This is a genomic window from Niabella agricola, assembly GCF_021538615.1.
In the GTDB taxonomy this organism is placed as follows: Bacteria; Bacteroidota; Bacteroidia; order Chitinophagales; family Chitinophagaceae; genus Niabella; species Niabella agricola.
Genome location: NZ_JAJHIZ010000002.1, coordinates 992,705 through 1,009,633, shown reverse-complemented (window position 1 = coordinate 1,009,633; position 16,929 = coordinate 992,705). Strand labels below are relative to the sequence as shown.

Annotated in this window: 9 protein-coding genes; 5 read left to right on the top strand and 4 right to left on the bottom strand. The window is 49.4% G+C overall.

Annotation, left to right across the window (positions count from 1 at the left end):
- Positions 1-623 precede the first annotated feature (623 nt).
- From LL912_RS04585 to LL912_RS04570, 4 genes are all read left to right on the top strand, one after another.
- Positions 624-4,376 (top strand): DUF3857 domain-containing protein, encoded by a 3,753-nt coding sequence (locus tag LL912_RS04585; protein ID WP_235552378.1) that lies wholly within the window; start codon positions 624-626, stop codon positions 4,374-4,376.
- A gap of 184 nt (positions 4,377-4,560) precedes the next feature.
- The gene (locus LL912_RS04580; protein WP_235552377.1) at positions 4,561-4,965 is read left to right on the top strand and encodes a VOC family protein; all 405 of its coding nucleotides are present in this window, start codon (positions 4,561-4,563) and stop codon (positions 4,963-4,965) included.
- Positions 4,966-5,069: 104 nt separating this feature from the next.
- On the top strand, positions 5,070-5,324 hold the full coding sequence (locus LL912_RS04575; RefSeq protein ID WP_235552376.1) for a VOC family protein: 255 nt from the start codon (positions 5,070-5,072) through the stop codon (positions 5,322-5,324).
- Positions 5,325-5,332: 8 nt separating this feature from the next.
- Positions 5,333-5,458, top strand: a complete 126-nt coding sequence (locus LL912_RS04570) for a VOC family protein (protein WP_235552554.1) — start codon at positions 5,333-5,335, stop codon at positions 5,456-5,458.
- Positions 5,459-5,498: 40 nt separating this feature from the next.
- Here the strand turns inward: LL912_RS04570 and selD are convergent, their stop codons facing one another.
- The 3 genes from selD to LL912_RS04555 form a co-directional block, all read right to left on the bottom strand.
- Positions 5,499-6,542, bottom strand: a complete 1,044-nt coding sequence (selD, locus tag LL912_RS04565; protein ID WP_235552375.1) for a selenide, water dikinase SelD — start codon at positions 6,540-6,542, stop codon at positions 5,499-5,501.
- A gap of 119 nt (positions 6,543-6,661) precedes the next feature.
- Positions 6,662-7,702, bottom strand: coding sequence for a tRNA 2-selenouridine(34) synthase MnmH (gene mnmH, locus LL912_RS04560; RefSeq protein ID WP_235552374.1), 1,041 nt, complete (start codon positions 7,700-7,702; stop codon positions 6,662-6,664).
- Between the two features lie 75 nt (positions 7,703-7,777).
- On the bottom strand, positions 7,778-8,338 hold the full coding sequence (locus LL912_RS04555) for a helix-turn-helix domain-containing protein (RefSeq protein WP_235552373.1): 561 nt from the start codon (positions 8,336-8,338) through the stop codon (positions 7,778-7,780).
- A 212-nt stretch (positions 8,339-8,550) separates the two neighbouring features.
- Between LL912_RS04555 and LL912_RS04550 the strand changes: the two genes are divergently transcribed.
- Positions 8,551-14,331, top strand: coding sequence for an alpha-2-macroglobulin family protein (locus LL912_RS04550; protein WP_235552372.1), 5,781 nt, complete (start codon positions 8,551-8,553; stop codon positions 14,329-14,331).
- Between the two features lie 354 nt (positions 14,332-14,685).
- Here LL912_RS04550 and LL912_RS04545 read toward each other — a convergent pair whose 3' ends face one another.
- Positions 14,686-16,893 (bottom strand): alpha-amylase family protein, encoded by a 2,208-nt coding sequence (locus LL912_RS04545; RefSeq protein ID WP_235552371.1) that lies wholly within the window; start codon positions 16,891-16,893, stop codon positions 14,686-14,688.
- Between the last annotated feature and the right edge of the window lie 36 nt (positions 16,894-16,929).

The window sequence follows — 16,929 nt, the reverse complement described above, 5'->3', positions numbered from 1 at the left end:
TGTAGTTAAACAACCGGATGCCCGTAGGCCCGTTTTTTTTTTACCGACCGGCAGGGTACGTAAAGATACTCGAAATAGTCACCCTGGTTGCCATGGATTCCTGAGGCAGTTGTCTGCCAGGGAATAGAATCATATACGTTTTTTCTTTCCACGTTGCCTGGCCGCGCGCGGGAACGGCTTATATTACGGTGCCTGCACTTCCTTTCATTCATGTGTTCATTGCTCATAAACACAACTTGCGCTGCCGCTTCCGGCTTCGATGCTGGGCTTAGCTTAACGTACATGCGAAGGTTCGGGGCAAGTGGAACGGCGGCAGATCGTGCATGAGGTAGCCCATCGCCGGTGCCTGAGCCTCGATCCTGTCCCCGGCGAAGTGCAAAACAGGCGGCAGCTGGGTCAGGCTCCTGATTTCTTTATATAACGAATTGAACAAGAATTGGTTATTTATGCAATATTTTTCCCTGACGCATTTTTAGGATTTTCCTGTTGCTTTTACAGCAATCCGAGGAAGTACAACGCTGCATCTTTTGCGGAAAGCGATTAAATAATTTCCTATATTGTTGCGGTTTTTAAGGATGACCTGTAAAACACAATCCTGCCTTTTGTTGAAAATGACTAAAATAATGAGAAAACAGCTACTGCTTATTGTGTGCGTGATTACTGGTATCACTACTTTTTCCCAGAACAATTATCAAAAAGCCTGGACGGCACTGAACCGCAACGACCGGGTCGCAGCTGCCGGTTTTTTAAAAGAGGCGCAAAAGGAAGCCGGTAGCCGCGGACAGGCCTTTATTACCAGCCTGCTCCTGCAAACCTTTAACCGCAACGAGGAGGGGATGACCCGCTTTGCAGATTCAGTTTATACCCAAATGGAAGATCCCTATCCCTATATCTATGCCCTGTGGTTTAACAACGCGGTTGCCGGTCCGCATAGTGTAAAAAGAAAACCGCATCAGTTGGCATTGCTGCAAAAACTTGCCGGGGATACCAGGGCTCCCGTTTTATTGCAGACTGCTGCCAGTTATCTTCGGTCGTCCAATGAAACACTAAGTGGCAGGTTTCCTGCAAACAAAGCACAAACCCTGCCTTTTGGCACCATTGGTAACTGGCAATACGCCGGACCTTTTGAAAACCTGTCCGGCAGTGGTTTTTATAACGAATATGATCCGCTAAAGCATCCCGGGCCTGAAGCTGTTTTTAAGGACGCCTCTGGTAACGCCATCAAATGGTTTACGCCCGCATTTGAAAATAAGGATGGCTGGATCCCTACCACTTTTGTAATACCGGTTCCTACCGCCATCGTATATACTCAAACCTTTGTGGAGGCGCCCGAAGAAAAAGCCGTTACATTGGCCTTAGGCTTTTCGGGCAATCTGAAACTCTGGCTGAATGATCAACTGGTGATCTCGGAACCCCGGGAACGGTTTACAGATTTTGATGCTTACCGGGCAAAAGCAGTACTTAAAAAAGGAACCAACCGGATACTGGTACAACTGGGATATACCAATAACTATTATCCCAATTTTGCGCTCCGGTTCCTGGATGCGGATGAAAAGCCGGTAGACCTGAAGGGCTCCCCGGTATATAAAGCGTATCCCAAAGAGGATGCTACCGCACCACCGCCGGCGTTGTTACCGCATTTTGCCGAACAGTATTTTGAAAACCGGCTGGCCAAGGATTCCACGGACCTGCTCAACTACCTACTGCTTGCAAAATGCTATTTACGTAGTAAAAAAACGGAAGGTGCCAAACAGGTGGTAGAGCAGGCGCTGGCAAAAGCGCCCGACAATTCACTTTTAAGGTCGGTCTACATCAGTGTGCTTTCCGATGAAGGCAATAATGCATGGATTGAAACCGAGAATGAGCGCGTGATGCGGCTGGACAGTAACAGCGAATACGCCATGCACCTGTCCATGCAGCAGTTGAGCAAGAATCAGCAATATACCGAACTGGAATATAAACGGAAGCAATATGTCGAACGATACGGCGAGAATGAAATTACGGATGCATATTATGCGCAGCTAAGATCGAGGGAGGAAAAGATGGAGGAACTCATTGATCTTGCCGAGAAAATGTATCAGCGTTATCCGGATGACCCGGAAATTCAGGTGAGCATGTATAAATTTAGAAAATCGATTGGAAAGAGTTCCGATAGCGCGATGATTATATACGAACGTTTTCTAAAGAAGAATTACAACTATAATGTATTTTATGAATACCTGGCTGCGCTGCTGGATAACGGCAAAAAAAAGGAATATCAAACACTGCTGGAAACACAAATAAAAATTTTTCCGCATGTGCCTCAGTATTATATTACCCTGTCTGAATTTTTCCTGAAGGAAAAACAATATGACAAAGCTGAAAAATATACATTGGGGGCCCTGGCTATCTGCCCTTATTTTGACGTTTACTGGAAATTGCTGGGCGATATCCGGAAACAAAAAAATGAAACAGCTGGTGCACTGGAGGCTTATCATACGTCGTTAGCCTACAATGCCAACCAATATGAACTGATCAGCACCGTTCGGAAACTGGAAGGTAAGAGCGAGGCATATAAACTGTTATCTGCCGTTGACGAGATGAAGATCATCAGCAGCGATGATTATAAGGGCGCAGACAAGCAAAAAGACGGGTACTATTTTTTACTGGATCAGCGGGACGTGATCCTGTACCCGGATGGAGGCAACGAACAATATATTACCTCCATGATCAGAATTGTAAATGAAAAAGGCATTGAACGGTATAAAGAGGTATCACTGAGTTATGACAATAACCAGTCCCTGCTTATTGAAAAAGCAGAGGTGATCAAAAAAGACAAACGGGTACAGGGCGATAAAAAGGAAGGCGATATTGTGTTTACCAACCTGGAGGCGGGGGATGTGGTATTTATCCGCTACCGGCTACGCCAATTTGCAAGCGGACATTTTGCAAAGGATTTTACCGACCAGTATTTTTTCACCGCAGGGGTTTATTGCTACGCCTCGCGGTATACCTTGCTGGCTCCGCAGCATGCCTCTATCGGATTCCGGTTTAGCAGGGATAGCATCCGCCCGCAGATCAGCCCGGTAGAAAACTTTACCAGGTATTCCTGGGAGGTATTGCATTCAACTCCCGAAAAAGACGAACCCCTGATGCCTGGGCTGGTAGACGTGGCCAATGTATTGCATGTTTCCACCATTTCAGATTGGAACAAGATCGTGTCCTGGTACGCCGACGTGGTTAATTATAATGAAATAGAGCAGGAGGTGACTGATACCTATCAGATACTGTTTCCTGCCAGCACAAAACCGGAAAGCCAGTTTGAAAAAGCGCGGCGTATTTATAATTATATTGAGAATAACATTCACTACAGTTCCGTGGCCTTCCGGCAAAGCGGATATGTGCCGCAAAAACCTTCCGTTACCCTCAATACACAGCTGGGCGATTGTAAGGATTTGTCGCGGCTCTTTGTGGCGCTCTGCCATAAAGCTGGAATCACGGCCAATATGGTGCTCATTGATACACGGAACAACGGCGCAAAGGACATGCTGCTGCCCGCCATGGATTTCAATCATTGTATTGCTAAAGCCACACTGGGTAATAAGGAGTACTTTATTGAACTGACTGATAATAACCTCCCCTTTGCCGCATTGCCCAATAGTCTTATCGGTGCCCTGATGCTGGATATTCCCCGGAACCCGGCCTCGGCCACCGCCGGCGTTGGTTACCTGCATACCCCAAACCGGTCCAGGGACAACGTTCTTCGATATATAGAGATTCGCCCCAATGGGTCCGACCTGGCCTATTCCAATAAAGTAATTAAAACAGGACACCTGGCATCAGCCGTACGCGGCGATTTCCGGCACAGCGATCCGGAGAAAAGCTTGAAGGATATGGAAGAATCATTGGCCGGGAACTATTCCACCGGGCTGAAGCTGAAAGAACTGAAGTTCTCCGGACTGGACAACCTGACGGATTCCGTAAGCTACCAGTTCTCCTATGTGGTAAATGATCAGGTTTCGGAGGTAGGGGCCATGAGTGCCTTTAAGATCAATTATCATGATGTGGTGGCAACCATGGACAAGTTCCCGGCGGAGCAAAGAACACAACCCGTTGAATACTGGAACTACGAGAATACGGATGCTTACGAAACAAGGGTGACGGTTTTTGCACCGGCGGGTATGAAATTTTCAGCACCCCCGGCTTCGGTTTCGTTCCGGTTCAAAGACCTGGCGTACAGTCTGCAGTTTCAACCGGTTTCGCCTACCAAATTGCAGGTTACCCGTAAATTCTCCAATAACCGGCAGCAATATTACGCGGCGGAAGACTATGAAGGACTGCGGGCTTTTTTTGAAAAGATTGTAAAAGCCGAGCAAAAGTTTATCGCGTACCAGTGATAGGAGGAGGATAAAAAATGATAGAAGAATACTTCGTAAATGGCGCTGACGAAGCATCGTGTAACTGGAAAGGATCACGCAACCGGCTCCTTATCGGACCGCAATTAACCCGGTATATTGTCGGATTCGCAACCTGTTTCGCGCAGCGTATTTATTAATTTAGCATAAAACAAAAAATAAACAAATGAAACAGGTATTTATCAATTTGCCCGTAAAGGATGTGAACCGATCGATGGAATTCTACACAAAGCTTGGATTTACAAATAATCCACAGTTTTCTGATGAATCCGGAAAATGTATGGTGTGGAGTGAGCATATTTTCCTGATGATCCTCAGCCATGAAAAGTTCAGCACGTTTGTCAACAAGCCGATTGCAGACACCCAAACGAATGTTGCCGGGTTATTTGCACTAAGCCTCGACAGTGCGGACCAGGTCAATGAAATGGCAGAAAAGGGATTGAAGGCGGGAGGAACAGAACCCGTACCGGCACGGGATTACGGCTTTATGCAAACAAGAAATATTGAGGATTACGATGGCCACACCTGGGAACTGCTTTTTATGGATATGAGTAAGTTTCCTGCAGAATAAGCGAGGGCAAAGCCAGTTTATACCATATTGATAAAGGGGTCCGTTCCTGAAAGGCGCGGATCCCTTTATTGCTGTAATTGTACTTTTTCGCTAAATTTATACGCATGAACAGTCGTGTTTTCTTTGCCCCCGAACTCTTTATCCCCAACGGGGTGCACGATCTTTCCTTTTATAAAAAAGCATTCGGAGCCGTGGAGCTACGGCGCTTTTCCAATGCCGACGGAAGTATTCATGTATCCGAATTAAGTATCGGTGGCGCATTGTTTCACCTGCATGAGGTTATGGCGGCTGCGCATTCTTTTTCCCGGATACACACAAGGGCACCACCGTTTGTATCGGGCTTTTTGTGCCGGATGTAGATGCGGTGATGAAGCACGCCATCCGTGCCGGGGCGGAGGAAATAAGCCCGGCGCAGGATTATGATTATGGCTACCGGCAGGCTACAATCAAAGATCCTTTTGGGCATTACTGGCAGCTACAGCGAAAAATATAAGCAGATGGTATTTATGGAAAGAAGCGGGTTTGACCGCATCTTAAGCCACGCTGATCAGCGGGCTGTCATCCTGCGGCTGCAGCCAGCCAAAGGATTCCAGGTCATAACCCTGTTGTCGCATCAGTGCTTCAAAACGTTGCGTACCCGCTGCCGACACGGCCACCAGTAACCCGCCGCTGGTTTGCGGATCGGCCAGGATCTGTTGCTGGCGTTCGGTTAGCGGACCGATCTTGTTTCCATAGCTGGCCCAGTTGCGCCGGGTGCCTCCGGGGATGCAACCCTGATCAAGGTATACATCTATACCCGGGATCACGGGTACTTTTTCAAACTCCACCACGGCCGACAATCCGCTGCCGGCGCACATTTCCGCTAAATGACCCAACAATCCAAACCCGGTTACATCGGTCATGGCTTTCACCGCATCCAGTGTACCCAGCACCTGCCCGGGCTTATTGAGTGTGGTCATACTTTTTAAGGCGATCGCTGCATCTTCGGGTTTTAACAAGCCGCGTTTCTGAGCGGTGGATAATACACCTACACCCAATGCCTTGGTGAGGTACAACCGGCATCCGGGTATCGCAGTGGCATTCTGCTTTAAGTGTGGCAGCTCCACCAGGCCATTAACAGCAAGTCCGAATACGGGTTCGGGGCAATCGATGCTATGGCCTCCTGCCAGGGTAATGCCGGCATCCGCACAAACCGCCCGGGCACCATCCAGTACCCGCCCGGCAATCTCCGGAGGAAGCTTTTCAATAGGCCAGCCGAGGATGGCAATGGCCAGTACCGGTTTGCCTCCCATGGCATAAACATCACTGATGGCATTGGTGGCGGCAATGCGGCCAAAATCGAAGGCATCATCCACAATGGGCATAAAAAAATCAGTGGTGGAGATGAGAGCCGTGCCATTGCCCAGGTCCAGTACCGCCGCATCATCGCGTTTATCATTGCCCACCAGCAGCCGCGGATCGGCTATCGCCGTTGGAAGGGTTGTATGTAATATTTTATCCAGCAGGGCCGGACTGATCTTACAGCCACAGCCGGCGCCATGCGAATATTGGGTGAGTTTGAATGTTGTTGCTTCCATTGTTTCCGTTTCTCGTTTGGGGTTAATCAGATTCCAGCTATCAGATTTCAGATATCAGAAGTCTGCAATTTCCACATTCCCGCGTTCTCATATTTTCATATTTCCACATTATTAAATTCTCAAAATGTTGCTGCAAAAGCAGTCAGCAGTTCGCTATCGGCTGCCGGGTTGTTCCCGGATGCTTGCAGGCCAAACACTTTATCGGCCGGACGCATGGCCAATCCTTTGCGGTAGGCCTTGTCGTAATACACCAACGCAATGCGGATAAAATCCGCCATACGTCCTTCACGGATGGCCGCAACCGCCTGCTTGGTCTGCAAGGGCCCCAGCCGTTTATGAATGCGCTCGGTGCTTTCGATCAAAAACTCCGGATCGAGGTGGCCATAATCCAGTAGCAGCGTGGCCACCCGTTGTTTCAGCGGCACCTGCAGGTCTACCAGTAAGGCCGTCCGCATTTGTTGCCACAGGGGCAGGGGAATGCCCCGTTTGCCGATCTTCTGGCATTCATCCTCCAGCCACAGCAGGGGCTCCGGTTGCATATCCTTTAGCTGCCAGGCCAGGTCGTTTTCAAACTGTTCCTGTGTGGGCTGTACCATTTTATTCATGGTGCCATAAGAAGAGCCCTGGTGCTGTGCCAGTGCTTCCAGGTCGATGACCTGTTGTCCCTGTTGCTGCATGTATTGCAGTAACCGTGTTTTACCAGAGCCGGTCATACCCCCCAATACCCGGATATTATAGCTTCGTTCAAACTGCCGGTGCGTCCAGCGCCGGTAAGATTTATATCCACCGGTGATTGTGTATACTTCAAAACCGTACATACCCAGGGCCCAGGCCATGGCGCCACTGCGCATGCCGCCCCGCCAGCAATGCACGGCGATCCGTTTACCGGGTGCTATGTGCAAACACTGCCGGATAAAGCCGGCCCATTTGGGTCCGGTAAGCTCAAAACCCAGGAGGATGGCGTCTTCACGGCTCACCTGCTTATAGGTGGTACCCACCTGCACGCGTTCTTCGTTGCTAAATAATGGCACATTGACAGCACCGGGAATATGTCCCTGCTCAAATTCCGCAGGCGTGCGCACATCCACCAGGGGTAGCGCTGCTGCCTGTTCGATCCAATGCGTTATCGTGATACTTTGCGTCATGCTTACCGCGCGCAAAGGTAATGGATTTTTAGAGTGCGGTTCCCAAAGGGCGAAAACAGGCATTGAGCAAAGCAGTCAAAATAAATGCGGCTACACCATATCCAGCGGCTTCCGTTTTTCGGCCCGGATGTTTTTAAAATGACTGGGCGTAAACCCCGTTACTTTTTTAAACTGGTTGCTTAAGTGCGCCACACTGGAATAGTTGAGCTGGAAGGCGATCTCGCTGAGGGATAGCTCGTCGTATACCAGCAGTTCCTTTACCCGTTCGATTTTTTGATGAATAAAGTATTTTTCAATAGTGGTTCCCTCTACTTCGGAAAAGAGGTTCGACATATAATTATAATCGTGGTGCAGCTGGCTGCTGAGGTAATCGGAGAGGTTGACTTTTAATTCGCCATCCTGTTGGTGCACCAGCTGTATGATGTGTTTTTTGATGGTTTCGATCAGCCGGCTTTTTTTATCATCGATCAGCTCAAAACCAAGGTCATTCAATCCGGCCTCCAGTTTTTGCTTTTCACCGGGGGTGATGTCCCGGTCCAGCTCCACTTCACCCAACTCCACGGAAATCGGATTCAGGTGCAGTTTTTCCAGTTCCGTTTTTACCGCCATCTTACAGCGATTGCATACCATGTTTTTTATGTAGAGTTTCATTGTGTTCCTTTTTAATGACCGGTAAAAAGCTTTTCCGGGACCGGTAAAATTAAGCAAATAACAGAGGATTTGCAACGCACAGCGGATGCAAGGGTGATTTGACTGTAATAAACAAGGAAACCTCAATCTACCATCAGCGGCCCGTAAAAAAATATTTGCATCCTTGTGTAATCCGGCTCCGGGCTGCATCCTGTGGATAGCACATCTATATTATGAGAAAAACGATACTACTACTTGCACTGCTGGTTTCCCTTTGCGCTTCAAAGGCTCAAAACCGTTTGTCGGTCAGTAATACCGGCGGCCCGCTTACGGAAGTATACCAAATTTCAGATAAAGAAACGGAGCAGCTGATCCCTCATCCCGGAACCATAACGGATGCGTTCTTACACACATTGGCAGACCGGTATCCCACAAAAAACGGAAGATCCCGGCCCTTACGCTATGGAAATTATCTCAGCGTGCAGGCACGGGAGAACCAGTTGCACTATACCCTGATCATGAACGGTAATACCCGGCTTTCATTTATTAACAATAAAAAAGAATTCCAGTTCATGGTTACCGACCTGGCAGGAAAGCCGGTAGCAGATGCACAGGTATTTAGTTCCCGGGGCAAGCGGTTGTATTATGACCCTGCTGCGCATTTATATACCAGCCGATACCCCGGAGAAGAAGGTTATCTGAAAGTGGTATACAAAGGCGTAACCAGTTATTTCACCTACGAATCAGACCAGGAAGCAGCACCTCCGCGACCACCTTTCTGGAAACGGATGCGTACAATGTTCCCGGTAAAACAAGTACGGTCGTTTTTTATAAAAAAGCTGCACCGGAAGCCGGTTTCAACGAACCGCAGCAGCTTTTTTGTATTCAGCAAGCCCAAGTATAAACCTTATGATACGGTAAAATTCAAAGCTTATATCTTCTTCGATAACGATAAACCCGGTAAGGGCCGTCCGTTACAGGTGCTGCTCAACGGCCCGTACGGACAAAAGCAACTGGCCCTGCTCAAACCCTACCGGGATGGGGGCTATGAATACCAGTTTGTACTTGCCGATTCACTGAAGTTATTGCTGGACCGGCAATACAGGATCCTGCTGATGGACTCAGTAGCAGGCTGGCCGGTTACCTGGGCATCCGGAGATTTTTATTATGAAGAGTATGGGCTGAATGCCTTGCGGTTTAACGTACGCTCAGATAAGGACCTGCAATATCCTGGTGCCCCGGTAGCGGTTTTTATGAAGGCTACCGATGAAAATGAACTGGCAGTTCCCGATGCGCGCGTGGAGATCGTGGCGCGTACGCAGGCGGTTACCAATTTCTACAAAGCGTCGGTCTTTGTACCAGATACGCTTTGGCAATCCACCGTGAACCTCGATCCGGTAGGCGAGACCCGGTTACTCATACCTGATAGCGTTTTCCCGGCAGCGCGGCTTTCATACAACCTTTACTTCAGAATGCTGAACAGCAATAACGAAACCCGAACCGCAACCCTGTCCCTGAACTATGATGCACAACAGCAAAAAGACAGCGGAACCATTGCAGCGCGTTTTGTGAAAGACAGTCTCTACCTGGAGTACCAAAAAGACAGTATGCGGCAGCCCCAATCCGGCTGGTTGTATACCCGCACCAGTGAGCAGGTTGTGGATTCGCAGCGGGTGCTATTGCCGCTGGCGCTCCAAATGAACTACCAGGCCGCCTGGTATGAGCTGGTGCTGGACAATGGCGTGAAAGCCAGAAAGTCGCCCTATCAATTTGATGACGACATTGAAATGGCCGCAGTGCATTCAGAAAAGCAATTGCACCTGGCAGTAGCCAACGAACATAAGATTCCCTTCTGGTATACGGTCTTTTCCGGAAACGATGTGTTGCTGAAGGGCTACGCTACAGCGCTGGACACCGTAATTAAACATACGAACAAGCGGGCAGCACATTTTCATATCAGCTATTTCTGGAACGGTGAGGAACAACAAAAAGAAGTAAGCAGCTTTTACAATGCACAGGCGCTGACTATTAAATGGCTGGCCCCGGAAGTGATTTATCCGGGACAAAAAGTACAGATGAAAGTAGCCGTAACGGATGCCCGGAACGAACGCGTGCCCGATGCAGATCTGACGGCTTATGCCCATACTTCAAAATTTAATACCGAGGCACCCTTTGTACCCAATTTTGGCCGTAGTTTTTATAAACGGAATACCCGGCGGTTTGAACTGGAAAGCGAAGCGGCGCGCGCCCACGGAAACATGCTGATGAACTGGCAGAAATGGGGACGCCAGCTGGGCCTGGACACTATAGAGTATTATCGATTTACGAATCCCCGCGACCTCTACCTGTATTCAGAGCTGGCTCTTGACAGCCTTACACAGTTTGCTCCGTTTGTAATGAAAAACGGCGCCATAGAACCGGTCAGCATCGTTTATGTAGATGAAGTGCCTATATACTTTGAACAGGCACAACAGCTGCAGCACTATGCGTTTCATGTTACACCCGGTATACACAGCATCCGCCTGCGAACGCCGGAGCATGAAGTGTGGATCCGTAACTTTTATTTTAAGAAGGGAATGCGCACTGTACTCAGTGTACAGGCCGATACCCTGAACACGCAGGCCCAGGTAACCTGTTTGAAGAACCGTTTAACGCTGGTAGAACGACAGCGGCTGCACCCGTATTTCCTGCGTGTACAAAATAATTTCAGCGGGGAACAAACATTCATCCGGCATGATTCCATCCGTTTACTGCTCAATCCACCTGCGACACCCCTTCGCTGGCAGCAAGACCTGCTGGTGGGGCCCATACGAACCGACCGGTTGTTCTTTCAATCGGAGTTGATCGACCAGCTGTTTACCAAAGAGCCCGGCTTTGTATATACCTTTTCCCCGGGATTGATCAAACAAAAATCGTATCCCGGTATGTATATCTTTGACACGGTGTTGCAGGGTAACAATACCTTAAGTAAAAATTACCGGCAACAGGTGTTGCGCGATGTGGATATCGATACGATGTGGGATGATTTCTTCGATCTGCGCAGCCGTACCACCCAGCTGTTTTCCACGCGTTCTGCCGACGATACGGCCACCGGAAAATTCCGCTTTTATATCGATACAGCTTTTACCAACCAGCTGCCTTACATAAAGAACATTATTCTTACCGATCCCTCGCGGCCACATTTCCTGCTGGTATACAGCGGAACCACCACTCAGTTCGCGCCCTTGTCACCGGGGCATTATAACCTTCTGTTCCTGTTAAAGGACAACCGGTATTTTAAAGCGGATCAGATACCGGTTACATCCGGCGGACTCAACTACCGTGCCTGGTCGTGGTTTAAGATACATGTTGCAGACGGTTTCACACTGCAGCTGGATCGGTATATTAAGGAATCAAAAAACGTGCAATACGGGTATTATCGACCGGTACCGGATGCCATTATCCGGCTGTTTAATAAGTGGTATTTTAATCCCGCGGCGCTCGAGCTCGAAACAAAGGGAGTGGTCGTGTCACCGGAGGGCAAGCCCATTGGAGGCGCCACCGTGGAAATACAGGGCATGGACCGGCAGCTGCGCGTGATTACGGATGGGCAGGGCTGCTTCCGGATAAAAATACCCGCAAGAAGTATATGCATCGTTTCGGCGGCAGGTTTTATCACCAAACGGCTGGATGCGCCCGGCACCCGTTCGGATACGATTGTATTAGAGGAAGCCAAAGGACAGCTGGAAGAGGTGGTGGTAGTGGGATATGGAACCCGGCTGACAAAATCCGTTGTAGGTGCGATGACAACGATTTCAGACAACCGTCTGTCCGCTTCCTTAAGCGGACAGGTGGCCGGACTTTCAGTGGGTGCGGGGGAAAAAATCCAGATAAGAGGTGCCGGCATCCCAGCGGGTAAAAAACCGTTGATCCTGGTGGATGGTCTACCCTTTAACGGGGATATCAGCATACTAAACCCAGGTGAGATCGAGCAAATGACCGTGCTGAAGGATGCAGACGCTACGGCCATTTACGGCTCCGGAGGCGCTGGTGGAGTGATCATTATTAAAACCAAGAAGGGAAATACCGTGATCAATGAGCCGGGCCCGCCGGAAGGCGCACAAACGCTTCGTTCGCGTTTTTCCGATGAAGGCTTCTGGCAGCCCAACCTGGTAACGGATGAAAACGGGGAAACCACATTTACCGTAACCTTCCCGGATGATATCACCAGTTGGAAAACCCGCCTGATCGCCGTTACCGGACAGCGACAAACCGGCTATATGGAGCGTACCATCCGTTCTTTTAAAACCCTCAGTGCCAATTTTGTTTCGCCGCAATTTGCCGTGGAAGGCGACCGTATAAATGTGATCGGCAAACTGATGAATTATACACCCATACCGGAGCTGCTCGTCCGGAGTTTTAAATTTATGGATACCACGTTACGAAACAGCGAGCTGACCGTCAGGCATGCGCACCTGGATACAGTAATGATCGTTGCACGAGGAGCCGATAGCCTGCACTTTGAATATGCATTAAAACAGACCAATGGTTATTTTGACGGAGAGCGGAGAAGCATTCCCCTGTATCCAGCCGGAGTAAAGGAAACCCTGGGTTGGTTTGCTGTATTGTCCGGCGATACGGCTACCCAATACCGGTTCGATAAAGACAAGGGTATCGGCACGGTGCGGGCAGAGACCTCGGTCTTTCCCGTATTGCTGGATGAGATGAAGCGCCTGAGGGATTACGAGTACCTGTGTAATGAGCAGCTGGCCTCCAAGCTAAAATCCCTGCTCCTCGAAAAGAAATTACGGGGATACCTGCAAGAACCGTTTCCCTATGAAAAGCATATCCTTGCAGTGCTGAAGAAGCTGGATGAAAACAAATCAGTAGACGGTCTTTGGGGCTGGTGGCAGGGAACAGCAGTTGAACCCTGGATTAGTTTACATGTAGCGGAAGCCCTGCTGGAAGCGCAGCGCCAGGGATACACCACAAAACTGAATCCAGACCTGCTTTACCGGTACCTGCAGGCAAAGGTGGCCGATCAGGGTGCAGGGGCTCATCCTAAACTGGTGCGCCTGCTGGCGCGGCTCAATGGGAACCAGGTTGTCCGCGACTGGATACAGTTAAAGGAAGCGGATACGCTTTACCGGAAACAAAAAAAGTCCTTGTACGAGCAGCTGGAGATACTGGAGTTAAAACAACAGGTGGGTTTAACCATACCTATAGACTCCCTCGTAAAACTGCATCAACAAACCATGTTTGGCGGCATCTATTGGGGTGAAGAAGGCTGGCGGTTCTGGAACAACAGCATCCAGAATACCCTGATGATGTACCGGATACTCCGGCGTGCGGGTGGCCGTAACCGGGAGCTCAGTCAGATCCGGCAGTACTTCCTCGAGCAACGGAAGAACGGCCAGTGGCGCAACACCTACGAATCGTCATTGATTCTTGAAGCCATTTTACCGGAATTATTCGATAGCAATAAAAAACCCCGGCCCGCGGCGGTGGAGATTAACCATACCCGGTTTGATGTATTTCCGTTTGAAAAGCAATACAACCCGGGAACGCAGCTGCAGATCCGCAAGGAGGGAGATATGCCGGTTTATTTTACCGCCTACCAGCAGTTTCAGAACCGGGAACCCCTGGCTGTGTCAAAAGATTTTACAGTAGCCTCGCATCTGATACAGGATGGGAGAGCCGTAACAGCGTTAAAAGCCGGCAAAACGGCCTTGCTGCGGGTGGAAGTAACGGCAAGGGCCGATGCGGACTATGTAATGATTGAAGTGCCCATACCCGCGGGTTGCAGTTATGAAAATAAGCTGCAGCAATTTTGGGGCGTAGAAACCCATCGCGCGTACCTTAAAAATAAAACCGCTATCTTCTGTACAAAAATGCCGCAGGGAAGCTATACGTTTGATATTATGCTGATGCCCCGCTACACGGGAAACTATGTGCTGAACCCGGCCAAAGCGGAGCTGATGTACTTCCCGGTCTTTTACGGAAGAGAAACCATTAAAAAAGTGGCCATTGAATAATCCCCGAGAAAATGTAAAATGAAAAATAATAAATGATGCATATAGAGATGCCAAAAATACAAAAAACAGGTTCCAATCATCAAACCCGGAGTAAGCTGCCTCACACGCGGTTTCCTATAAGCATAGCATTCTCTATTATTTGCGGGTCGCGGGTAAACAGGTCGCCCACTACGGGGCTTTATTCCGCGTCTGTTCTGTGTTTACCAATAGAAGCCCTTACAGGGCTGCACTATAGACTATTGAGCAATAACGGCATCTTCATTTTCACACTTCCACATTCTCAAATTTCCAAATTCCCATATGCATTTCTACATTTAATATTTGTCATTGGTTATTTTACATTCGCCGAAGGGGCTATTCAATCACCCACCAGGAATAAGAGTCTGGTGGAAGGGCAACCGTCAGCACTACTTCGTAATGACGGTTCAGCAGATAGTTTTTGGCGGCACCTTCTTTTTCCCGGATCCGGGCTGTTTGGGTTAAACCGGTATAATAAAGCGGAACGGTGATCTGCCGTTTTATGGGCTGGTCGGTCGGATTAAATACCATCAGCAACCCTCTTTGTTTTAACGCTGCATTTACATGCAGCCATCCATCCCAGTCGCGGCCATCGGCACGACGCAAATGGATCAGGTCGGCATTCAGGATCTCCCGGTACTTTTTGTACCAGCGCACCACGTTTGTAACGGTTTCCCGGGTGGCATCTGTATCATACAACCTGGGCCCCCGGTAACAGGCCTGAACGCCGGCGCCATAATACTGCATCATCAGCTGCTCATAGTCTTTCAGATGCTGGGAAAGCGGCTCCAGCACAGCCTCCGGCCCGCCTCCCTGGTAACGGGTCAGGGGCACAAAACCCCAGCCCATTGAGGGCGTCTTCTCCCAGGTGCCGTCAAAAATATTCTGGCGGTTTAAGATCTTCTGTTGTTCACGGGGTAACGAAAAGTTTACCTCCCGGTACCCAAGGGCGATCTTATTGGTGCCGTCCAGGAAATACCAATCGGGGGCATTGATATAAATACCCCGGCTATTGAGCCAGTGATATAACCCTTTCTGGAGCTCCATCTGCCGCCATTGGCTATCCTCCAGTCCTTTGTGCCCGGGATGCGTGGTCGATGCACAGCGGTCGCCCGGATAGGGGCCGTCATTCTCCCAGATATCAAACCCCGTAACGGTAAAAAACTGCTGGATCTTATCGCGATAATTCAGCCCCCACCTGCTGCCGAAGCAAGGCGCATTGCCAAAAAAGGCCCCACCCGTTTTACCCGTGAGCGGATTGATCACATCATCCGTTTCGCTGATCTTCCGCGAACTGAAGAGGGAGTAAACGCCGATCTTGATTCCCTTTTGATGCGCGTAAGCCGCCAGGGCCTTGCAACGGGCCAGGTTGGCCTCCCTGTTATCTTCCATATTAATGTGGCTACCAAAGCTCAGGATCAGGGCCTCGTAACCAGTCCGCGCACACTGATCAACCGCATTCTTTACTTCTTCATCGTTTTTGCTGACCAGGTGCATGAAGATGGGGTTTGCGGTGGTCCAGGGTGCTACCGTACGGTACATCTTTTGAATGGCCATACCACGGCGCTGCCGGTCATAACTATCCATGGCCAGTTCGTAGGTGCGGATGGAAGTGAAGCTATCCAGGGGCGCCAGGTCGATCCCCGGTCCGTATTCCGGGTATACTTCCAGCAAACAGGGCGTTTCGTAATTATAATTCACCTGTGACGTATAGATGCTGTCCGTTTTCCAATGCGTGGTCTGATCGCTCAGATCATAACGCATGGCATTGTTAAACGCATAATTGGATTCAATATATAGTCCCGCCGGCTTCTTCATCTGGGAGGGGCTGCCTACCACGGCGCTCTCTTCTTCCACCATGCCCAGGATCTCATGAACTACCCGGTTCAGGTGCAGCGCCTGTTGCGACCGGTTTATAATACGCAGCCATTTCACGATCAGGGGCAACCCATCATAAAGTTCATAGTTGATTTCCACCTGGATGTTGTTGAGTTCAGCAAGAGGAGACCGGAACAGGAAGCGTACCCGCTTTCCCGTAGCGGCACGTTGATTGGTTGCCCAGAAGGCCGACCCTGCGTTCAGGTAGGGAGGGAGATCGGTTACATCATAAGATACAAATTCAAAATCAGCCGATCCTTTTTTCAGCTGATCGATCCATCCGGGAAGCAGGTAGGCATTTTCTTTTTGTCCATAAAGCCCGCCTACATGATAAGACCGGCCGTTAAGGATGAGCCGTGCTTCCGGTTTTACCGAGCGCAGCAGCTGTTGATTGTTGATCTTGTTTTTATAATCTACACAGACCAGGTTGGGCTGAAGCCGGAACCGGCGTTGTACCAGCCCGTTATCAAGTATCAGTTCTTTTTCGTCCGCTGTTTTATAAACCCCGGCCTTTGCAGCGGCAGGTGTTACCAGCCAGTCTTTGCCAGAAAAAGTATTTTCACCTTCTGCCCAAACGGGCAGGGATTGGCCCCGGACCGGTTGGGCTACCGGCATTAAGAAGAGCGCTGAATAAATCACTCCTTTTGCAATAATAGCTTTGATCATTCGCATCGTTAATAGATATGAGGGCCACAAGTTACG

Coding starts and splice junctions, on each gene's coding strand:
- LL912_RS04585 (WP_235552378.1), top strand. CDS start 624: ATGAGAAAACAGCTACTGCTTATTGTGTGCGTGATTACTGGTATCACT.
- LL912_RS04580 (WP_235552377.1), top strand. CDS start 4,561: ATGAAACAGGTATTTATCAATTTGCCCGTAAAGGATGTGAACCGATCG.
- LL912_RS04575 (WP_235552376.1), top strand. CDS start 5,070: ATGAACAGTCGTGTTTTCTTTGCCCCCGAACTCTTTATCCCCAACGGG.
- LL912_RS04570 (WP_235552554.1), top strand. CDS start 5,333: ATGAAGCACGCCATCCGTGCCGGGGCGGAGGAAATAAGCCCGGCGCAG.
- selD (WP_235552375.1), bottom strand. CDS start 6,542: ATGGAAGCAACAACATTCAAACTCACCCAATATTCGCATGGCGCCGGC.
- LL912_RS04555 (WP_235552373.1), bottom strand. CDS start 8,338: ATGAAACTCTACATAAAAAACATGGTATGCAATCGCTGTAAGATGGCG.
- LL912_RS04550 (WP_235552372.1), top strand. CDS start 8,551: ATGAGAAAAACGATACTACTACTTGCACTGCTGGTTTCCCTTTGCGCT.
- LL912_RS04545 (WP_235552371.1), bottom strand. CDS start 16,893: ATGATCAAAGCTATTATTGCAAAAGGAGTGATTTATTCAGCGCTCTTC.